Genomic DNA, 20,742 nt, shown 5'->3' on the forward strand with positions numbered 1-20,742 from the left:
GCCTATCGTCTGGTCAACGTGGAGCGTCGTCCACCGGCTTCAACCTCATTCGCGTGGGATAACGGCTTTGTGTTTGCCGATGGCGAGGCGACGATCGGTCGCGGGTAGACGAGTGGGGACCTCTGCTTCGGTGGCGAGATCCGCCCACGGTCAAGGCCTGGTGTCTTCGCCACGAAGTTCGGCGGCAAAGGAGTGCTGCGAGAGAATTTGCGACAGTTCGGCCTTGGCCTTGATATAGAGCCCGCCGGCGATCAGCACCGTTCCGTAAAGCGCAAGAGCGGCGATGCTAACGACAATTGCCTTCTCGATGACGGAGAGACGGGGCAGGCGCATACGGTTTTCCTGCGCTGTATTCGCGTCGTAAGCGGTTGCCGCCGCCGTCGCCATGGCGAGCTCGATATAGGTCGGAAGCGGGCCGAATTCATCCGCCTCGTGGTTTCGAACTCTGGGTCCCGAATTCACGGGCGTCATTGGCTGGCTCCGGCAAAGACGCCGTGTAGTCGCCGGCGCCAGATGGCCAGCCCGCATGTCGCGACCAGTGCGGCTAGAAGCATAAGGCTGCCGCGGGTGATCCGTTCGTCAGCGCCTGTCGCCCTTTGCGGCAGCTTTACCGACACGGAATTCTGTGCGCCCAACCCCACTGCCTTTACCGTTGGCGCGGCTGCCATGTGCGATGTGGCTGACTGTGCGGACACCTGCTGGCTTTCTTCGGCGTAGACCGTCGTTACCAGCCCGAAGGTCATAAGGATCGACGCGGCGAAAGCCACAACTGCAACCAGTAGTGAGATGGATACGCGACGGGCGCGAAGGCGCCTGATGACAAACTCGTCTTCCAGAAACATGGGTATGCCCTCAATAACCAATGCCGGATGCAACAAAATGGGGCTTCGATCTCGGCGTGCTCGCGACCGAATTGCGGCAGGCCGCGGCATTTGTTGCGACCAATTCGTGGCAAGGGGCAAAAGTGCCGAGGATTTTGATTTCCGGGCGTAAATCGCGCTCTCTTCAGAAACTGATTCAAGCACTTCGCAAAATGATTCAGCCATCCAAACGCGCGAGCTCGCGAATCAGGACGCTGGGTCAGGCGATTGATCACGAAGAATCATTGGCACCATCACGCCTTTGCGCTTGAAATGCCTGCCTACATTGGACATAGAGCTTAGCGCAGAATTCCGGTCCCGGCTTTTCTGCCCAAATCAACCGTATAGGACCGATATCATGGCCTTTCTTGCCGATGCTCTTTCCCGTGTGAAGCCTTCAGCCACCATCGCCGTTTCCCAGAAAGCGCGCGAGCTGAAAGCAAAAGGACGCGATGTGATCGGCCTCGGCGCCGGCGAGCCGGATTTCGATACGCCTGATAATATCAAGAAGGCTGCCATCGACGCGATCAACCGCGGCGAGACGAAGTACACGCCGGTCTCCGGTATCCCTGAACTCCGCAAGGCGATCGCCGCGAAGTTCAAGCGCGAGAACGGCCTGGAATATTCGTGGGAGCAGACGATCGTCGGCACCGGCGGCAAGCAGATCCTTTTCAACGCCTTCATGGCGACGCTGAACCCGGGTGATGAAGTCGTCATCCCGGCGCCGTACTGGGTATCCTATCCGGAAATGGTCTCGCTGTGCGGCGGTACGCCCGTCATCGTTTCGGCGACGCAGGAAAACAACTTCAAGCTCCAGGCCGCCGACCTCGACAAGGCGATCACGCCGAAGACGAAGTGGTTCATCTTCAACTCGCCGTCCAACCCGTCGGGTGCTGCCTATACGCATGACGAACTGAAGGCCCTGACGGACGTGCTGCTGAAGCATCCGCATGTCTGGGTGCTGACAGACGACATGTACGAGCACCTGACCTATGGCGACTTCAAGTTCGTCACGCCTGTCGAAGTCGAGCCGAAGCTCTACGACCGCACGCTGACCATGAACGGTGTTTCGAAGGCCTACGCGATGACCGGCTGGCGTATCGGCTATGCAGCAGGCCCGATCCAGCTGATCAAGGCCATGGATATGATTCAGGGCCAACAGACCTCAGGTGCGACCTCGATCGCCCAGTGGGCTGCCGTGGAAGCGCTGAACGGTACGCAGGATTTCATTCCCGCGAACAAGAAGATCTTCGAAGGCCGCCGCGACCTCGTCGTGTCGATGCTGAACCAGGCAAAGGGCATCACGTGCCCGTCGCCGGAAGGCGCCTTCTACGTCTATCCGTCCTGCGCCGGCCTGATCGGCAAGACCGCGCCGTCGGGCAAGGTGATCGAGACCGACGAAGACTTCGTTTCTGAACTGTTGGAGAGCGAAGGCGTTGCCGTCGTTCATGGCTCGGCATTCGGCCTCGGCCCGAACTTCCGCATCTCCTACGCGACGTCGGAAGCGTTGCTCGAGGAAGCCTGCAAGCGCATCCAGCGCTTCTGCGGCGCTTGCAAATAGTCAGAACTATCGTCGAAACAAAAGCCCGCCGGAGACGGCGGGTTTTTTGTTTGCAGGATTGGAGTTGGCGGTGTCAGAGATCCAGCGCCGACAGCATCAGGAACGTTGCAAAAAGGATGAAGTGCGTCATGCCTTCGATGGCGTTGGTCTCACCGTCGTTGAGGTTGATGGCCGCCGCAATCAGCGTAATCGCCACCATCACGGTCTGCACCGGCGTCATCGCCATGATGAACGGTTGGCCGGTGTAAAGGGCAATGGCCTCCATGACCGGAACCGTGAGGATGACGGTCGATAGCGACGCGCCCATGGCGATGTTCACGGTCGCTTGCATGCGGTTTCGCAGCGCCGCGCGAAGGGCCGTCAAGATCTCGGGCGACGCCGAGATCGCTGCGACAACGATGGCGGTCAGGACAACGGGAGCGCCAGAATCCCGCAGGCCTTCCGTCATGAAGGTCGACATGAATTCCGCGAGCAGGCCGATGATGACGACCCCAACCAGGATGGTTGTGATCGACGCGGTCGTGGAGTCTTCGATCGAGTGCTCATCCGGATCGCCTTTCCGCTCGCTGCGAGGATAGGCGTAGCTGAAGAAGTAACTGTGCTGACCGACCTGCATGCGCAGGAAGAGTGCGTAGAGGGCGATCATCGCCAGGATGGTGAAGGCGGAGTAGTAGTGCCACTTTTCCGCCGGCACGAATTCCGGAACGATCATCGAGATACCCATGGCGGTCAGGATCATCACGCCGTAGGTCTTGCCCGAATTGTCGTTGTACGGCTGCTCGCCGTGCTTCAAGCCGCCGAGCAGCGCGGCGAGGCCGAGTATGCCGTTGATGTCGAGCATCAGGGCTGAATAGATCGTGTCGCGCACGAGCGTCGGAGAGCTTTCGCCGGTCATCATGATCGCGAGGATGATCACTTCCACTGCAACTGCCGACAGCGTCAGGATCATCGTGCCGTAGGGGTCGCCGACCTTGATCGCGAGAATCTCCGCATGGTGGGCGACACGGATTGAGGCAAGGACGATGGTGGCGACGAGCCCGGCAGCGGCGATCAGCGATATCTCACGCCCCATTTCAAGAAATGCATGTTCCGACACATAGGCGATAGCCGCGACGCCTATCGCCAACACCAGGAACGTTTCGTCTTTCAGCCGCGACGCGATTTTCACGGAAAGCTCCGAGTTTGATTCATCCGACAAGTCTAAAACGATGATTTTGCATGGCAAGCTAGTGAGCGGAGGGAGTAAGTTTGCAGTCTTGAGAATTTAATGGAATACTAACGCATCGGTCAGCCGGAAGCATATCGCGGCGCCCTCTCGTTTCCTCCAACGCGGCCCGCGCACTGGATGCCATCCGGTCAGTATTCGAGCGCGAAACAAGAAGAAGAGGAGTGAGAGGCATGGTCAAGGTGGTCTACGAGGTCGTTCCTCACGACGGAGGCTGGGCCTACCGGTTGGGCGGTGTCTACTCCGAAGCATTCCCGACACACTCCGAAGCGCTTGAGGCAGCCCGTATCGTTGCAGCTGAACAGCAGGTTGGCGGTGATTCCGCCGAGATCAGCTGGCAGGATGACAAAGGTAAATGGCATGAGGAGTATGCCGAAGGCGGAGACCGGCCGGAGACTGAGGTTGTCGACGGCACCTGGAAAAGCCATTCCAGCGAAGCCTCGCCGCGCGCATGAGCACAGGGGTCATCATCCATGTGATGATCAACCCCGGCGTTTATGCACAGCTCCCTTGGTGTAATTCAACAGGCCGTCTACCAGCGCGTCGAACGTGACGCGGTAGCGGCGTGCCGTTTTGATCCCTTCGTGCATGACGACCCACGTGTCGAGGGGTATCCGGAAAAGTTCGGGCAGAACCGGCAACAGATCTGGGTCCTGCGCGGCGATGCCCATCTGGCAGATTCCAATCCCCAGACCCGCACGAATGGCCGAGATTTGCGCGAGCGGGTTGTCGCTCTTGAACGCAAAGACGAGATTGTCTGGCAATGGAAAGCGCGCCATCATGGTCCTGATATAGGCTGTCTGCCGGTCGAAGCCGACGAGGCGATGTCGTGCGAGGTCGGCCATCCCCAGTGGTGCGCCGTGTTGCGCCAGGTAGCGCCGGTGGGCGTGAAAGCCGAGCGGTATCTCTCCGATGCGGCGGCCGACAAGTTGATCCTGGGTCGGCTCTGCCATCCGGACGGCAATATCCGCCTCCCGATTGAGAAGGTCCTCGATCGCGTCGGACGCCGAAAGCTCGATGTTGAGATCGGGATGGGCAGCCATCAGCGGTGCAAGGATGGGAGGCAGTACCTCGACGCCGATGACCTCGCTGGCGCTTATCCGGACGGTGCCGGCAACCTGATCTCGATGTCCCGAGGCCGTTCGCAGCAGGGCGGCGGATGTCGCTGCGAGCGTTTGGGCATAGGGTTTCAGTTCAAGGGCTGCATCGGTTGGCAAGAGACCGTTCGGCGAGCGGACGAAGAGTTGCGAGCCGATTGAATTCTCGAGCGCATCGATGTGCCGTCCGACGGTCGGCTGCGTCAGGCCGAGGTCACGTGCCGCCGCAGAAAGCGACCCGTGTTCCAGCACAGCCAATAGCGTCCGGTAGAAATGCCAGTCCGGTTCTCTCCTCATGCATTTGTGTATATCTGCGACACGAGATTCGTCAATTTCGTTTATCTGAAAATGCCCGCATGATTGGCTCAGTTCAAATTGACGGAGATCATCATGACTGGGCAGAACGGACAGGTTGCTCTGGTACTGGGTGCAACAGGCGGGATCGGAGGGGAGGTCGCTCGGAAGCTCGCCGCGTGCGGTTGGCATGTGAGGGCGCTGAACCGCGATGCAGCGAAGGCTCGCGCGAAAGCGCCCGACTTCGAGTGGGTCCAAGGCGACGCGATGAACGCCGAGGATCTCGTGACCGGGGCGCGCGGCGTCAGCCTTATCATTCATGCTGTCAATCCGCCGGGCTACCGCGATTGGGAAAAGCTCGTTCTCCCGATGCTCGACAACACCATCGCCGCTGCACATTCGGTTGGTGCGCGCATCGTTCTGCCTGGCACGGTCTATAATTTCGGACCGGATGCCTTTCCGGTTCTTCGGGAGGATAGTCCACAGCAGCCCGTGACGATGAAGGGAGCGATCCGCGCCGAAATGGAACGGCGACTGGAGATTGCCTCGCGCAGTGGCGCGCGCGTCATCATCGTTCGGGCCGGCGACTACTTCGGGCCGGGGGCTGCCAACAGCTGGTTTTCGCAAGGCATGGTCACGCCGGGAAAGTCGGTCGAGGCCGTCAAGAACCCGGCCTGGCCGGGTGTCGGACACCAGTGGGCGTACCTGCCCGATGTTGCTGAGACGATGATCCGTCTGGTCGAGCGTGGTGATCGCCTTCCGCCCTTCGCCGTGTATCACATGGATGGCTTCTGGGATGCCGATGGCAGCCAGATGGCCGCTGCAATCAAGCGGGTTGTCGGCAGTAGGATAAAGACGCGGGCCTTCCCGTGGTGGATCGTGCCTCTGGCCGCCCCGTTCGTCACCTTCATGCGCGAGTTGAAGGAAATGCGGTACCTTTGGCGCGAGCCGCTGCGGATGTCGAACGAACGATTGGTTGCCGAACTCGGCAGCGAGCCTCATACCCCGATCGACGACGCTGTTCGTAGCTCCCTGGTCGCACTCGGGTGTCTGGCGGCTGAGCCGAACGAACTCGAGGCTCGCGCGTCCGCGCAGGCGGTGTATTAGTGTTGTTTTTGCCTGCCTCGGCGAGGCTCCTACGGCGTGCCTATCCCTGCTGTAGTTCGGCAAGCGCAATGCGCGCGACTGCGAGGGGCTTTGGGCCAGTTCCGTCGATCCGCCGCCCAGAAACCAGGCCGCCGACAAGCCGGAATAGGCGACTATCCATTGCAGCAGCCGTTTCGGCTCTAGGCCAGTTTCGGTCGCGACGATCCGGAGTTGCCTCTGCAGACGGCCCGGGGAAGCGACTGTCGGAAGATCTGGGTTGGCGAAGATGTTGGCGTAGTCGAAGCCACGCTCGCCGATGAGGCCTTTGGGGTCGATTGCCAGCCAGCCGTCCTCGCCGAAATCGAGGATGTTGCTGTGGTGAATGTCGCCGTGCAGGACCACGGGATCGCTGATATTTCCAAGCAGTGTTCCAGCGATGTGGTTGCACTCGGCCAGAATGCCGTCATGGGCACGTGCTGCCGGTTCCAGGTCACGAAACCAGCGGGCCAGTGGAATGAGGTCCGGCAAAGGCTGTTCGCGTGGGGCGTGAAGTTCTGCGACGGTGCGGCACATGATGCGGGTCGCCGTATCGTCCGCGCCGTCCATTGCCATTCCCAACAGCGAGCGATGGCCCATTGCACGCTCGAGCAGAACTGCCTCGTTGTCGTGGGCGTAGACTTTCGCTGCCCCGATGCCGCCCCACCATTGCATCAAAGCGCCGCCAGCCCGCTCGGCCTCGTCCTTGGAGATTTTCAACATGGCGGGTTTGCCGTCCCGGAGAACGGGCAGGAGGTGGCTGGAATGAGTGATGATCGGTTCGCCGTCGACGGTCAGTCGCCAGCGCTTGATGTACGACTCGAACATGGCGCCATGTTAGCTAGGCGCTAGAAGAAGAAAATCCCGCCGAATGGCGGGATTCCGTTGGCACTTGATGGTTCAGGCGGCCTTTTCGATCACGGGATAGTCGATGTAACCCTTTGGTCCGCCGCCGTAGAAGGTGGCCTGCACGGGCGTATTCAGTGGCAGGTTCTTTTCCAGACGTCCCACGAGATCCGGATTGGCGATGAATGGCTTTCCGAAAGCGACGAGATCGGCGCGGCCGCTCTCGACGGCATCAATCGCCAGGTCCCGGTCGTAGCCGTTGTTGACCATCCACTTCGCCTTGCCGCCAGCCTTTTCATAGGCCTGGCGCAGAGCCTTATAGTCGAAGGCGGCGTTGGTGCCCTGCTTGAAGTCGCGGTCGCCGCCGGTCTGGCCTTCGATGACGTGAATATAGGCAAGATCATATTTCGCCAGGCCTTCGATGACATGGGTGAAGAGCGCTTGCGGGTTGGAGTCGTAGCTCTCGCCCGAAGGCGTGACAGGCGAAATGCGAATGGCTGTACGGCCTGCGCCGATTTCCTTGGTCACGGCGTCTACCACTTCGAAAGTGAAGCGGGCCCGGTTTTCGATCGAGCCACCATACTGATCGGTGCGGTCGTTGACGCCGTCGCGCAGGAACTGGTCGAGCAGGTAGCCATTTGCACCGTGAATTTCCACACCGTCAAAGCCAGCGTCGATCGCGGCGCGCGCGGCTTTGCGGTAATCCTCGATGATGCCCGGGATTTCCGAGGTTTGAAGGGCGCGCGGCTCGGAAGTATCGGCAAAGGCGCCAGTGCCATCGTCATTGACGAGGTACGTCTTGGCCTTGGCGATGCGGTTCGTCGAAGAGACGGGCTTTCCGCCGTTTGGCTGCAGCGTCGTATGCGAGATACGGCCGACATGCCACATCTGCACGACGATCTTGCCTCCTGCTGCGTGGACGGCATCCGTCACTCGCTTCCAGCCGTCGAGCGCTTCCTTCTTGTAAAGCCCGGGAACGTCCGCGTAACCCTGACCCTGATGTGTGATGGCCGTTGCCTCGGTGATGATGAGGCCGGCCGTCGCACGCTGGCGGTAGTATTCGACGTTCAGGTCGTTCGGAACGGCACCCGGCGAGCGGTTGCGCGTCAGCGGCGCCATCACGATATGGTTCTTGATGGCAATGTCGCCAACCTTTGTCGGTTCGAAAAGCTTGCTCATGAGAGTCCTTTCTTGGTGCAGGAGGATCACTCGGCCGAGGCCGAAGATGGGGGAGGAGGTTACGATGCGAGCCCAATTAGGGCCGCAGCCGCATACGCTACAGATCCTTCGAAAGTTGCTTGAGGAAAGCCGCGATGGTCTCCTCATTGCGCTTGTAGAAGATCCACTGGCCAACGCGTCTCGTCGTCACAAGCCCTGCTCTGTTCAGGGTCGCGAGATGCGCTGATACGGTCGACTGAGACAGGCCGCAGCGCTCAAACTGGCTGGCGCAGACGCCCATCTCAAACGGATGTTCCTGTGCGGAGAAATGCTCTTCAGGTTTCTTCAGCCAGTTCAGAATTTCCATCCGGGTCGGATGAGCGATCGCCTTCAGGATCTCGTCTTTTTCCATCGTCGTTCTTCGAATTATAAATCGTCCGTAGACGATATATGGATCGGCAACATTCGATATGCAAGACACGACGGCGTGATTTGCCGCTCTTTCGGATCTGTCTAAATTCTGGGCAAAAAAAGAGGGCCGCCGAAAAATCGGGGCCCTTTAAAGGTGTGAAGGTCAATAAACCTCCAGAGGGGAACAGCTAACGCGGTGGCACTGGGAGAGAAGCCACGAAATGCATCAGCTGAGTGGGATATGCTGCTTCAAGAGGCAGATTGCAATGCATGTTTGCGCATGCCTGCTATGCGCTGCACAATTTTCTGCTGCAATGCGAAAAAATCGGGCAAAAAAAGAGGGCCGCCGAAAGATCGGGGCCCTTATAGGTGTGAAGGTCAAAACCTCCAGAGGGGAACAGCTAATGCGGTGGAACTGGGAGGAAAAGCCACCGTGTGCATCAGCTATGTGCGATATGGTGCTTTAATGAGCAAACGGCAACCCCAGTTTATGCATGCCAGACATGCGCATATTGCACAGCTTGTATTTCTAGGGTGAGCAACTAGAAGTTCCAGTTGCGTGCCTTGCTGACGATGAAGTCGCGGAAAGCCTTCAGCTTGGCGGCATTTTTCATTTCGTCAGGATAGCAGAAGTACGTATCAAACGACGGAACGTCAGCGTTAATCGGCAGCTGGATGAGGCCAGGATCTCGTCCGACGATGTAGTCGGGCATACAGGCAACGCCCATGCCGAGCAGGCACGCGCGCTTGATCGAGGTCTGGCTGTTGATCTGCAGATGCGGGATGCGCTTGTTGTCGGACGAGCGTCCGGCGACCTCAAGCCAGTTGACATCGAGCAGGTAGCTCGGCGCGGGCTCGCCAAAGGTAATGATGCGATGGTTGTCGAGGTCCTCGACCGTCTGCGGCTCGCCATGGCGGTTGATGTAGGAGGGGGCCGCATAGACGTGCATGTGAACGGTGAACAGCTTGCGCTGGATCAAGTCGGATTGCACCGGCTGGCGCAGGCGGATGGCGCAATCCGCGTAGCGCATGTTCACATCCACTTCCTCGTTGTCGAGGATCAACTGGATCTGGACATCCGGGTAGAGCTGCATGAACTCCTGGATCTTGTCGGTCAGCCAACCCTGGCCAAGGCCGACCGTCGTCGTTACGCGCAGCTTTCCGGTCGGCGTTTCCGTCGTCTCGGTTAGCTGCATCTTCACGGTTTCGAGCTTCAGGAGCACGTCGTGGGCGGTGCGATAAAGCAGTTCGCCCTGTTCCGTCAGAATCAGACCGCGCGCGTGGCGGTGAAAGAGCTTTGTGCCGACATCCTGCTCGAGTGCGCTGACCTGACGGCTGATCGCGGACTGGGACAGATGCAGTTTATCCGCCGCATGCGTGAACGAACCCGCTTCGGCAGCTGCGTGAAAGATACGCAGCTTGTCCCAATCCAATGGCATTCCCCCACCCCTCATAGCCGGTCCTACTCTGCGGCCACGGCGACGGGCATATGGCCCGTCAGATATCGTTCGGCTTCGAGAGCTGCCATGCATCCCAAGCCGGCGGCGGTGATCGCCTGGCGGAACGTGTCGTCGGTCACGTCACCGGCGGCATAAACGCCTTCGAGGCTGGTCGCCGTCGAATCCGGTGCGGTCCAGAGATAGCCATTATCCTTCAGCTTCAGCTTGCCCTTGAAGAGCTCGGTTGCCGGGGCGTGGCCAATAGCAACAAAGACGCCGTCGACCGCAACCTCGGTGATCGCACCCGTGCGCGTGTCGCGCAGGCGAGCGCCCGTAACGGACGGCGGCATCGGCGGCTTGGCCGGCGTGCCGGTGATTTCAGCGACCTCGGTGTTCCAGAGGACCTTGATGTTCTCCTTCGAGAACAGCCGTTCCTGGAGGATTTTCTCCGAACGGAAGCTGTCGCGGCGGTGAACGACCGTCACCGACTTCGCGATGTTGGAGAGGTATAGCGCTTCCTCCACGGCACTGTTGCCGCCGCCGACGACGATGACGTCCTTGTTTCGGTAGAAGAAACCGTCGCAGGTCGCGCAGGCCGAGACGCCGAAGCCCTGGAAATGCTGCTCGCTCTCGATGCCCAGCCACTTTGCCTTGGCGCCGGTCGCGATGATCAGGGTATCGGCGGTCCAGACTTGGCCGCTGTCGGTGCGGGCCACGAACGGGCGCTGGTTCATCTCGACTTCGGTGACGATGTCGTTGACGATTTCGGCGCCGACATGCTTTGCCTGCTGCAGCATCTGATCCATCAGCCAAGGTCCCTGGATGGGATCGGCAAAGCCCGGATAATTCTCCACATCCGTGGTGATCATCAGCTGTCCGCCTTGCTCCATGCCGGCGATCAGCACTGGCTTCAGCATTGCACGGGCTGCATAGACGGCAGCCGTGTAGCCGGCAGGGCCGGAGCCGATAATGAGCACCTTGGTGTGGCGGGCGGACATGGGCATTTCCTTTCGACTGTCGGGAGAGCGGCGGCTAAGAGGCGAATGAGGCCGTTTCGCGATCCATTCGCCATTTATGAACGTCCAGTGCTTTTATTCAAGGGCAGCCCTGCGTTACCAACAAGGCTTTCTCGGCGCGCTGTGCAACAATCCATCGCCGTGTTGAAACTTTCTTGCGAATTCCGTCGCTTTATATAGAAGCTGGCGATCAGGAATTAAAGGAAGGGCAGGATTGTGCTTCGCGCCGAACTCGATGCCATCGATATAAAGATACTGCGTGAGCTGCAGGCAGACGGACGTATGACCAATGTCGAGCTCGCCGACCGCGTCGGGATTTCGGCGCCCCCGTGCCTGCGTCGCGTGCGGAAGCTCGAAGAGACTGGCGTCATCGAAGGCTATCACGCGATGTTGAACAGCCCGAAGCTCGGCTTCGACCTTGTCGCCTTCTGCATGGTCGGCCTCAAGCATCAGTCGGAAGCCAACCTCAAGGCTTTTGCCGCCGCCACTGCGCAGTGGCCTCTCGTGCGGCAGGCCTGGATGGTTTCCGGGGATAGCGATTTCCTTCTGCACTGTGTTGCAGAGAACCTGACGCGCTTCCAGGATTTCGTTATCGAGGTACTGACGGCGAATGAGCATGTGGATACCGTGCGGACGATGCTGACGATCCGACAGGTCAAGCGGGTGGGCCTGGTCGAAGTCTGAGCGGCAAAGAGAAGCAGCAATGCTCTATGAATGAAACGGCTTATGCCGTAGTGAAGGCGCTTTGCTAGCTCTGCCGCGGACAAAGACACGAAGATCATTCCAATGACCAAATTGCCCATTTCCGCGTTCATTATTTGCTTGAACGAAGAAGCGTATCTCGGCAATTGCATCGAGAGCCTGGATAAGTGCGCGGAGATTGTGGTCGTTGACTCCGGTTCGACGGACGGGACGATTGCTCTGCTGGAGTCCTATATCGAGAATGGCTGGCCGATCCGGGTGTTTCACGAGAATTGGCGCGGTTACGCAGGGCAGAAGCAATTCGCACTCGATCAGTGTACGCAGCCTTGGCGCTTGAATATCGATTCCGATGAACGGCTCGATGCACCCCTGCGGAAGCTTTTGCCGGAGCTCATTGCCGCTCCCGAGGATATTGTCGGGTGGCGGCTGGCGCGTCGCCCCTATCTGGTCGGTTACGGCTACACCCCTGTGCACGTGCACGAGCGCAGGAACCTGCGGCTGATCCGCAAGGGCAGGGGCGCATATGATCTCACGCAAGCTGTTCATGAAGGCATAGTGCCGACGGGGCGTGTCGAGGACGCAAAGTCCGGCAGCCTTCTTCATTACCGGCCACTGATCATCGATGATCAGATCCTCAAGGAAAACAAGTATTCGACCCTGAAGGCCGATCAGCACTTCGCCTTAGGCGAGGGGACGACCTTCCTCAGACTGATTTTCAGCCCGGTGCTCTATTTCTGGCGCCTTTATTTTCATAACGGTCTATGGCGTTGCGGGCCGTCGGGCTTCATAGAAGCTATGACAGGTGCTGTGTACGCCTTTCTGACGCAGGCGAAGTTGTATCAGCGTAAGGCAGCCGAGCGGCATCCGAATTTTGATGATGCGGGAAGGCACTAAGGTCCAAAGGTTCAATCATGAAAGTGATGCATTATCATTTCGGCAAGGATGGCGGTGCTGAGCGTTTCTTTGTTCATCTGGTCAACGCCCTGGCACGCCGGGGCGTCGAGCAAACCGCGGTCATCCGTCCGAACCGGCTATGGCGGAAGGACATCGAGCAGTCGTCGCGCATCATCGAAAGCAAGTTTCGAAATCTCTCACCCGACAGGATCCTATTGCCTTTGCGGGTCAAACACATGGCGCGTATGGAGAAGCCCGATGCGCTGTTTTCTTGGGCGACCCGTGGCAGCCGACTGATGCCGAACTATAAGGGATGTATCAAGCTCTCCCGTCTTGGGGATTACCCGACAAACCTCAGCTACTTTAAAAACTCCGACATTCTCGTTTGCAATACGCCTGGTATCGGCGAGCATGTGCGTAATAAGCTGGGCTGGACACGCGGCGTCGAGGTGATCTCGAACTTCACGAATACTGAACAAGTGGCGCCCGTCGATCGCGCGTCGCTGAACACGCCGGTTGATGCGCCCGTCGTGATGTCGATGGGCCGTTTCGTACCACGCAAGGAATTTGCCTTGCTGACGGCGGCGGTGGCGAAGCTGCCTGATGTCTATTTGTGGCTTGCGGGCGAAGGCGAAGAATTGGAGAACGTCAAGAAGGTCGCAGCCGACCTTGGCGTTACGGACCGCGTACGTTTTCTCGGTTGGCAGAAGGATACGCGGCCGTTCGTCGCCGCTGCCGATATTTTCGTGATGCCGTCAAAGCACGAGCCGCTTGGCAATGTCATTCTAGAGGCCTGGGCGCAGGGCAAGCCTGTTGTCTCCAGCCGCTCCGAGGGACCCTCGTGGTTCATGCGTGACTGTGACAATGGGCTACTGGTTGACATCGGCGATGCCGATGGTTTCTCGCACGCCATCGAACGGCTGATCAACGATCCGGTACTGGCCGCGAAGGTTGCTGCGGGGGGGCGGGAGACGCTGATGAAGCAGTTCTCCGAAGACGCAGTTGCCAACGCCTATCTCGAGCTTTTCAAGCGCAAGCCTTGATGTCGTCGCTTAAAGCGACCGATAAATGGCGCCAAGCTTCCGTGCTTCGCCTTCGATACTGAAGGTATTCATCGCATGAGTTCGGGAGCGGGCCGATGCCTGCTGTCGGCGGCTTTCGTCATCCATGAAGAGACTGGACGCTTGAACCATTGTACCGAGATCGTCGCGCGGGACGATGAGGCCGGTTTCGTTGGCGCCCGTTACCAGCAGTTCAGGAAACGCACCGACGTCGGTAGCGACCACGGGTACCGCCGTTGCCATCGCTTCGAGCGGTGTCAGACCAAAGCCTTCCCAGCGTTGTGGAGCAATGAAGAGGTCGAGCGTCCGATACCAGTCATTGATATTGGTGTGCTCGCCGACGAATAGAATGCGATCGGCCAGGCCCGCGGCTGCAGCGCGCGCCTTCAGCTCCTTCTCGAACTCGACGTGCTGGGATGTTGCGCGTCCGGCAATAACGGCGATCCAGTCCGGTCGGGTCGGCAGCAGGCGGATCATGCTGTCGACAAAAAGATCCGTGCCCTTCTGGTGACGAACGCGACCGAAACAGCCGGCGATCCTCTTCGTGGCGTCAAGACCAAGCAGCTGTTTGGCTGTTGCCTTGTCTTCCGCCGGAGAGAAGCGGGCCGTGTCTATTCCGTGCAGAACAACGGTGTTCGGCACTTCCAGATAGTTTGCCGTCTTGCCGCTCGTCGCGATCACGGCGTCCATTCTGGAGATAAGCCATTTCGTCCAGCCGGTGTGGCGGCGCTGAGAGGCCGACGTGAAGACAATCTTCAGGGGCATGCGCAGGACATCGCGCATGAGAATGGCCGGCAGCATCTCGATGTTGCGGCGGGCGTGCCATATGCGGAAGGGCTGACTGCGCGGCGCGCGCCAAAGCTTCGGCAGGTCGCGAAAGCGAATGTGCGGCAGAGATGCTGGAAGGCCCGGTCCGAGGGTCGCAATCTTCTCGCCGAGTACGCGCTGGACCGGGATCAGCTGAATGATGGTGGAGGTGACGCCGGAGAGCCGTTTTTTGAAGTTCGGCGCAATAATCTCGACGTCACTGACATTGACGATAGCCGGTTGGCCGCGACTTTCCACGGATCAATCAGCCCCAGGAAATGGAAAGGACTTCGTAGGCCTTGGAGCCGCCGGGTGCGTTGACTTCGATCGAGTCGCCGACTTCCTTGCCGATCAGCGCGCGAGCGATCGGCGACGAGATGGAGATCCGGCCGGCCTTAACATCGGCTTCCTGATCGCCGACGATCTGATAGGTCTTTTCTTCTTCAGTGTCTTCGTCGACGAGCTTCACCTTCGCGCCGAACTTGATCTTGTCACCGGACATCTTCGACAGGTCGATGACCTCCGCGCGTGCGGTCAGGTCTTCAAGCTCGCTGATGCGGCCTTCGTTGTGGCTCTGCGCTTCCTTGGCCGCATGGTATTCGGCGTTTTCCGAGAGGTCACCATGGGCACGGGCCTCGGCGATTGCCTCGATGATGCGGGGGCGCTCCTCCTGCTGACGCCAGCGCAGTTCTTCCTGCAGCTTGACGAAACCACCCTGCGTCATCGGTACCTTATCAACCATTTTTCTGTCCTTCACTCCCCGTGTCCGCTTAGCCGCAGACACAAAAGAAAACAGGTCCCGAAGGGGAACTTCGGAACCGTGTAACAATCCTAACTGTTGTGGTTATAGCAGATCGCCACCGCTGATTTCCATAAAATTCGTATCGCTACCCGGAGGCGCTCCGTTACGACCGCAAACCTGAGCAATATTGACTTTGAGGTGGACGGTTCGCTGAGAACGCCTCTGAAGGACTGACTGGCAATTCTCTCGATCGCGCAAAAAATGATGCATATTTCGCCGTTCCCTCGGGATCGCAAAGCGTGATTCGACCGTTGGTACAGGCTCCAATGGGCTGAGGCGTCGTTGTTGGCTCTATCGCCGTCAGGAAGAACGCCGGCCGAGATATTGCCCGCATCGGCGCTGCATTGGCGTCTTTGGGTTGAATCTGTAAGCTGATGCGATCGTCTTGGGCGTAGGGCTTGTTGGCGCAGGAGGGGAAGATGGGCGACAACTACATCATCAGTGCCAGAAAGCGAACGGGTGATGCATTGATCGCGGAACCCGGGCCGATCAAGTTCCTGAAGGTGCCTGATGTGCTCGACAGCTACGATGCGCGCCAGGCAGTATCCAGTGCGAAGGATTGGGTCGCCGAGGTGCAGGGGCTTGCGGATGGCGACGAGAATCCGAATTCGATCGGTCCGCGGGGCGATGTGCTTATTTTTGTGCATGGCTACAACAATGACATTCCGACCGTTCTAAAGCGCATCAGGCAGTTGCGTGCGGACATGCGAGCAGAGGGTTGGCGTGGTGAGATCGTTGCCTTCGACTGGCCGAGCGACAACCAGACGCTCAACTATCTCGAGGATCGCTCGGATGCGGCGGCTGTTGCAAGCGAACTCGTGACGAAGGGTATTCGACTTCTGAAGCAGAGCCAGCAGGCCGGCTGCGAAACCAATGTGCACCTGCTTGGTCATTCTACAGGCTGCTATGTGATCATGGATGCCTTTGCGCAGTCGGACAAGCAGGGCGATCTCTTCAAGGCGGACTGGCGCGTCGGCCAGGTGTCGTTCATCGGCGGCGATGTGTCCACGGATAGCCTGTCGCTTGCGAGCGACTGGAATCAGCCGATGTTCCGCCGGATCATGCGGCTCACCAACTACTCCAATCCTTTCGATTCCGTCCTTGCCGTATCCAACGCGAAGAGGCTCGGCGTTGCGCCGCGCGTCGGTCGCGTTGGGCTGCCGGCGTTGGTCAACGCTAAAGCGGTCGACGTCAATTGCGGTGAGTATTTCAATACGGTCGATCCAGCTTCGCAGCCCCAGATTGGTTCATGGACCCACTCATGGCATATCGGCAATCGGGTTTTCGCCCGCGACCTTGCGATGACTCTGGAAGGCGCTATCGATCGTCACGCCATTCCGACGCGGCGTGAAGAAGGCGGAAAGCTGATTTTGCAGGATCGGCGGCGACCGGCCTTTCAGGATGCCTGGAACGTCAAGGCGGACGCGCAGGATGCAAGGGCGCGAATCTAACGGCTCCGACGCCTCGAGAGCGGACCGGCGCGGATGGCGCGCCGGTCCAATTCTTTATTGGAAGTAGCTTTGCAGCGGACGAACTTCGAGGTTGCCAGCCCGCAGCGCCTTGATCGCCTGGGCGGCCGCCTCGGCGCCGGCCATCGTGGTGTAGTAGGGGACCTTCTGCATCAGCGTTGCGCGGCGCAGCGACTTGGAGTCGGAGATCGCCTTGTTGCCGTCCGTCGTATTGATCACGAGCTGGACCTGGCGGTTGCGGATCGCATCTTCGATGTGTGGGCGACCTTCCAGGACCTTGTTGATCTTCGTAGCCGCGATGCCGTTCTCAGCCAGGAAGCGCTGCGTGCCCCCGGTTGCCAGAACCTTGAAGCCTTCGCCGACGAGAACGCGGATGGCCGGCAGAACGCGCGGCTTGTCCTCGTCGCGGACCGATACGAAGACCGTTCCGTCACGCGGCAGTTCAACGCCGGCGCCGAGCTGCGACTTCGCAAAGGCCAGCGCGAAATCGGTGTCGAGGCCGATGACTTCGCCGGTCGAGCGCATTTCCGGGCCGAGCAGCGTGTCGACGCCGGGGAAGCGGGCAAACGGGAAGACGGCTTCCTTGACGGCGATATGCTTGAGGTTGCGCGGATCCGGCTTCTGGCCGTAGGTCGAGAACAGCGCGTCGAGCTTCTCCCCGGCCATGGCGCGGGCGGCGATCTTGGCGATTGGGGCGCCGATGGTCTTGGCGACGAAGGGAACGGTACGTGAGGCGCGCGGGTTCACTTCCAGCACGTAGACGGTGCCGTCCTTGATGGCGAACTGTACGTTCATCAGACCAACGACGTTCAGCGCCTTGGCCATCGACTTTGCCTGACGCTCGAGTTCGTCGATCATCTCGTTCGAAAGGGTGCGCGGCGGCAGTGAGCAGGCGCTATCGCCCGAATGGATGCCAGCTTCCTCGATGTGTTCCATGATGCCGGCGATGAAGGCGTCGTTGCCGTCGGAGAGGCAGTCGACGTCGACTTCGATGGCGTTCGAGAGATAGCTGTCAAACAGCAGCGGGTTCTTACCGAGCAGGGTGTTGATCTGGCCGGTCTTGTCGTTCGGGTATCGCTGCTTGATGTCTTCGGGCACCAGTTCCGGCACGGTGTCGAGCAGGTAGGTCTGCAGCTGGCCTTCCGAATGCAGGATCTGCATGGCGCGGCCGCCGAGAACGTAGGACGGGCGCACGACCAGCGGGAAGCCGATCTCGGTGGCGACCAGGCGAGCCTGTTCGACCGAGTAGGCGATGCCGTTGTTCGGCTGGGTCAGGTCGAGCTTGATCAGGAGCTTCTGGAAGCGGTCGCGGTCTTCGGCAAGGTCGATCATGTCGGGCGCAGTGCCGAGGATCGGGATGCCGTTCTTCTCAAGCGCTTCGGCAAGCTTCAGCGGGGTCTGGCCGCCGAACTGGACGATGACGCCGACGACTTCGCCCTTTTCCTGCTCCGTGCGGAGGATCTCGATCACGTCTTCAGCCGTGAGGGGCTCGAAATAGAGGCGATCCGACGTGTCGTAGTCGGTCGAGACCGTTTCCGGGTTGCAGTTGATCATGATAGCTTCGTAGCCGGCGTCACGTAGCGCGAAGGCGGCATGGCAGCAGCAGTAGTCAAACTCGATGCCCTGGCCGATACGGTTCGGACCGCCGCCGAGGATGACGACCTTCTTGGCGGCCGAGACTTCGGCTTCAGAGCGCAGTTCACCGACAAAAGGCGTTTCGTAGGTCGAGTACATGTAGGCGGTCGGCGAGGCGAACTCGGCAGCGCAGGTATCGATGCGCTTGAAGACCGGGCGGACGTTCAGGCTGTTGCGCAGCTCGGCGACTTCCTTCGGGCGCTTGCCCGTCAGCGTGGCGAGGCGGGCGTCGGAGAAGCCCATTGCCTTCAGCGTGCGCAGGTTCGTGGCGTCTGTCGGCAGGCCATGCTCGCGGATGCGGGCTTCCATATCGACGATCGCCTTGAACTGGGCGATGAACCAAGGGTCGATCTTGCAGCCCTCGTGAACCTCTTCGGGGCTCATGCCCTGGCGAAGCGCCTGGGCCACCATGCGCAGGCGATCCGGCGTCGGTGTGCCGATCGCGGCGCGGATGGCGTTCTGGCTGGATTCGCCTTCTTCAACACCGGGGATTTCGATTTCATCGAGGCCGGTCAGGCCGGTTTCGAGGCCGCGCAGCGCCTTCTGCAACGATTCGGCGAAGGTGCGGCCGATCGCCATGACTTCACCGACCGACTTCATGGCGGTGGTGAGAACCGGCGAGGCGCCCGGGAACTTCTCGAAGGCGAAACGCGGGATCTTGGTGACGACGTAGTCGATCGACGGTTCGAAGGAGGCGGGAGTCGCGCCGCCGGTGATGTCGTTGTCGAGCTCGTCGAGCGTGTAGCCGATGGCGAGCTTGGCGGCGACCTTGGCGATCGGGAAGCCGGTGGCCTTCGAGGCAAGCGCCGACGAACGCGAGACGCGCGGGTTCATTTCGATGACGACGAGGCGGCCGTCCTTCGGGTTGACGGCGAACTGGACGTTCGAGCCGCCGGTTTCCACGCCAATCTCGCGCAGGACCGCGATCGAGGCGTTGCGCATCATCTGGTATTCCTTGTCGGTCAGCGTCAAAGCTGGCGCGACGGTGATCGAGTCGCCCGTGTGGACGCCCATCGGGTCGATGTTTTCGATCGAGCAGATGATGATGCAGTTGTCCGCCTTGTCGCGGACGACTTCCATTTCGTATTCCTTCCAGCCGAGAACCGATTCCTCGATCAGAACTTCGGTCGTCGGGGAGGCATCGAGGCCACCCCCGATGATTTCGAAGAACTCCGAGCGGTTGTAGGCAATGCCGCCGCCGGTGCCGCCCATGGTGAAGGAGGGGCGGATGATGGCGGGCAGGCCGACGACGTCGATCGCCTGGGCGGCAATCGCCATGGCGTGGCTGATGTAGCGCTGCTTGCGGTCGGTCTCGCCGAGGTTCCACTGGTTTTCCAGTTCGTCGAGCGCCTTGTCGAGTTCGGCGCCGGAGAGGCTTTCCTTCAGCTTGTTGCGCTCGGCTTCATGCGTCTTGCGGTCGGCATCCTTGATGTCGGTGGCGTTGGCGAGCATCGAGCGCGGGGTTTCGAGGCCGATCTTTTCCATCGCCTCGCGGAACAGGGCGCGGTCTTCGGCCTTGTCGATAGCGGCGGGCTTGGCGCCGATCATTTCGACATTGTAACGGTCCAGGACGCCCATTCTCTTCAGGGAAAGCGCGGTGTTGAGCGCGGTCTGGCCGCCCATGGTCGGCAGCAGCGCGTCGGGGCGCTCCTTGGCGATGATCTTGGCGACGACTTCGGGGGTGATCGGCTCGACGTAGGTGGCGTCGGCGAGGCCCGGGTCGGTCATGATCGTTGCCGGGTTGGAGTTGACGAGGATGACGCGGTAGCCTTCCTCCTTCAGCGCCTTGCAGGCCTGGGTGCCGGAGTAGTCGAATTCGCAAGCCTGGCCAATGACGATCGGTCCTGCGCCGATGATGAGGATCGATTTGATATCTTGGCGCTTCGGCATGGGCGTTTTCCGTTTCCTAGCTGCGCAGAAAGCCGGCCAGGGTGGGAGGCACCGGCCGGGTCGCGCATATGATGGTCTTTTCAGGCTAGAAGCGGCTTATAGGCAAATGTATTTGTAAACGGAACCCCATAATTTGCGGAATCGACAGGAATTGGCAGCTCTTGTGAGAGCCTTCTGTAACGGGCCTTGAGTCAATCCCTTGTGAGCTTAGTCCCTCGCCGAGTGCTTGCTTCTGTTCGCAGTCGGGGCTTGGCCGCTGCTTTATGGGGTCTGCTGAGGACCGGCTGGCCAATCTAGGAACGCGCAGTCACCTGAGTGCTGCTTGGCTTTCAGCGGCCTAACCCATCCATCGTCCCGGCGAAGGGACCTTGCTCCGGGGGGCTGATGGCAGTGCCCGCCCGAAACCTGTCCGGTTGTCTGTTTCCGGCTCAGGCGGCCATGGCTGCCTGAGCC

18 protein-coding genes and 2 pseudogenes are annotated in these 20,742 nt (G+C 59.9%); 8 read left to right on the forward strand and 12 right to left on the reverse strand.

What is annotated here, in order from left to right; genetic code table 11:
- Positions 1 to 153: 153 nt before the first annotated feature.
- Positions 154 to 471 (reverse strand): annotated as a pseudogene (locus RHIBUN_RS33930) (class GN sortase); the annotation flags it as partial.
- Positions 468 to 842 carry a hypothetical protein gene (locus RHIBUN_RS0125450; protein ID WP_025661729.1) on the reverse strand — a complete coding sequence of 125 codons (375 nt, stop codon included), beginning with the start codon at positions 840 to 842 and terminating at the stop codon, positions 468 to 470. The pseudogene RHIBUN_RS33930 and the gene RHIBUN_RS0125450, both read right to left, overlap by 4 nt.
- 20 nt (positions 843 to 862) lie before the next feature.
- Here RHIBUN_RS0125450 and RHIBUN_RS36525 point away from each other — a divergent pair, with 20 nt between their 5' ends.
- A complete protein-coding gene (locus tag RHIBUN_RS36525) occupies positions 863 to 1,132 on the forward strand; it encodes a hypothetical protein (protein ID WP_062372818.1) in 270 nt (89 codons plus the stop codon).
- Positions 1,133 to 1,218: 86 nt separating this feature from the next.
- Entirely contained in the window at positions 1,219 to 2,421 is a 1,203-nt protein-coding gene (locus RHIBUN_RS0125455) for a pyridoxal phosphate-dependent aminotransferase (RefSeq protein WP_025661730.1), read from the forward strand.
- Between the two features lie 73 nt (positions 2,422 to 2,494).
- Here the strand turns inward: RHIBUN_RS0125455 and RHIBUN_RS0125460 are convergent, their stop codons facing one another.
- Complete coding sequence (locus RHIBUN_RS0125460; protein ID WP_025661731.1) at positions 2,495 to 3,589, reverse strand: calcium:proton antiporter; 1,095 nt, start codon at positions 3,587 to 3,589, stop codon at positions 2,495 to 2,497.
- Positions 3,590 to 3,819: 230 nt separating this feature from the next.
- Here RHIBUN_RS0125460 and RHIBUN_RS0125465 point away from each other — a divergent pair, with 230 nt between their 5' ends.
- Positions 3,820 to 4,101: a DUF2188 domain-containing protein gene (locus RHIBUN_RS0125465; RefSeq protein ID WP_007534149.1), complete on the forward strand. Its 282-nt coding sequence runs from the start codon at positions 3,820 to 3,822 to the stop codon at positions 4,099 to 4,101.
- Positions 4,102 to 4,128: 27 nt separating this feature from the next.
- Here the strand turns inward: RHIBUN_RS0125465 and RHIBUN_RS0125470 are convergent, their stop codons facing one another.
- On the reverse strand, positions 4,129 to 5,040 hold the full coding sequence (locus RHIBUN_RS0125470) for a LysR family transcriptional regulator (RefSeq protein WP_025661732.1): 912 nt from the start codon (positions 5,038 to 5,040) through the stop codon (positions 4,129 to 4,131).
- A 93-nt stretch (positions 5,041 to 5,133) separates the two neighbouring features.
- Between RHIBUN_RS0125470 and RHIBUN_RS0125475 the strand changes: the two genes are divergently transcribed.
- Entirely contained in the window at positions 5,134 to 6,144 is a 1,011-nt protein-coding gene (locus RHIBUN_RS0125475) for an NAD(P)H-binding protein (RefSeq protein ID WP_025661733.1), read from the forward strand.
- Between the two features lie 40 nt (positions 6,145 to 6,184).
- Here the strand turns inward: RHIBUN_RS0125475 and RHIBUN_RS35700 are convergent.
- The 5 genes and pseudogenes from RHIBUN_RS35700 to trxB form a co-directional block, all read right to left on the reverse strand.
- A pseudogene (locus tag RHIBUN_RS35700) lies at positions 6,185 to 6,987 on the reverse strand (aminoglycoside phosphotransferase family protein).
- Positions 6,988 to 7,059: 72 nt separating this feature from the next.
- On the reverse strand, positions 7,060 to 8,184 hold the full coding sequence (locus RHIBUN_RS0125485) for an alkene reductase (protein WP_018857201.1): 1,125 nt from the start codon (positions 8,182 to 8,184) through the stop codon (positions 7,060 to 7,062).
- A 97-nt stretch (positions 8,185 to 8,281) separates the two neighbouring features.
- Entirely contained in the window at positions 8,282 to 8,575 is a 294-nt protein-coding gene (locus RHIBUN_RS0125490) for a metalloregulator ArsR/SmtB family transcription factor (RefSeq protein ID WP_025661735.1), read from the reverse strand.
- A 541-nt stretch (positions 8,576 to 9,116) separates the two neighbouring features.
- Positions 9,117 to 10,013 (reverse strand): LysR family transcriptional regulator VtlR, encoded by an 897-nt coding sequence (locus tag RHIBUN_RS0125495; protein ID WP_018857199.1) that lies wholly within the window; start codon positions 10,011 to 10,013, stop codon positions 9,117 to 9,119.
- A 23-nt stretch (positions 10,014 to 10,036) separates the two neighbouring features.
- Positions 10,037 to 11,011 (reverse strand): thioredoxin-disulfide reductase, encoded by a 975-nt coding sequence (gene trxB, locus RHIBUN_RS0125500; RefSeq protein WP_025661736.1) that lies wholly within the window; start codon positions 11,009 to 11,011, stop codon positions 10,037 to 10,039.
- A gap of 234 nt (positions 11,012 to 11,245) precedes the next feature.
- Between trxB and RHIBUN_RS0125505 the strand changes: the two genes are divergently transcribed.
- The 3 genes from RHIBUN_RS0125505 (at position 11,246) to RHIBUN_RS0125515 (ending at position 13,668) form a co-directional block, all read left to right on the forward strand.
- Positions 11,246 to 11,713, forward strand: a complete 468-nt coding sequence (locus RHIBUN_RS0125505; RefSeq protein WP_007534169.1) for an Lrp/AsnC family transcriptional regulator — start codon at positions 11,246 to 11,248, stop codon at positions 11,711 to 11,713.
- A gap of 102 nt (positions 11,714 to 11,815) precedes the next feature.
- Complete coding sequence (locus tag RHIBUN_RS0125510; RefSeq protein WP_025661737.1) at positions 11,816 to 12,625, forward strand: glycosyltransferase family 2 protein; 810 nt, start codon at positions 11,816 to 11,818, stop codon at positions 12,623 to 12,625.
- A 17-nt stretch (positions 12,626 to 12,642) separates the two neighbouring features.
- Positions 12,643 to 13,668, forward strand: a complete 1,026-nt coding sequence (locus RHIBUN_RS0125515; RefSeq protein WP_025661738.1) for a glycosyltransferase — start codon at positions 12,643 to 12,645, stop codon at positions 13,666 to 13,668.
- A 9-nt stretch (positions 13,669 to 13,677) separates the two neighbouring features.
- On the opposite strand, the gene RHIBUN_RS0125520 is transcribed toward RHIBUN_RS0125515, so the two are convergent.
- Positions 13,678 to 14,727 carry a glycosyltransferase family 4 protein gene (locus RHIBUN_RS0125520; protein WP_025661739.1) on the reverse strand — a complete coding sequence of 350 codons (1,050 nt, stop codon included), beginning with the start codon at positions 14,725 to 14,727 and terminating at the stop codon, positions 13,678 to 13,680.
- A gap of 31 nt (positions 14,728 to 14,758) precedes the next feature.
- A complete protein-coding gene (gene greA, locus RHIBUN_RS0125525; protein WP_018857193.1) occupies positions 14,759 to 15,235 on the reverse strand; it encodes a transcription elongation factor GreA in 477 nt (158 codons plus the stop codon).
- A 479-nt stretch (positions 15,236 to 15,714) separates the two neighbouring features.
- Here greA and RHIBUN_RS0125530 point away from each other — a divergent pair, with 479 nt between their 5' ends.
- Positions 15,715 to 16,746: an alpha/beta fold hydrolase gene (locus tag RHIBUN_RS0125530; RefSeq protein WP_025661740.1), complete on the forward strand. Its 1,032-nt coding sequence runs from the start codon at positions 15,715 to 15,717 to the stop codon at positions 16,744 to 16,746.
- Between the two features lie 54 nt (positions 16,747 to 16,800).
- Here RHIBUN_RS0125530 and carB read toward each other — a convergent pair whose 3' ends face one another.
- Positions 16,801 to 20,289, reverse strand: a complete 3,489-nt coding sequence (gene carB, locus RHIBUN_RS0125535; RefSeq protein WP_025661741.1) for a carbamoyl-phosphate synthase large subunit — start codon at positions 20,287 to 20,289, stop codon at positions 16,801 to 16,803.
- Between the last annotated feature and the right edge of the window lie 453 nt (positions 20,290 to 20,742).

The sequence above is a fragment of the Rhizobium sp. IBUN genome (genome assembly GCF_000510625.1).
Taxonomy (GTDB): domain Bacteria; phylum Pseudomonadota; class Alphaproteobacteria; order Rhizobiales; family Rhizobiaceae; genus Rhizobium; species Rhizobium altiplani.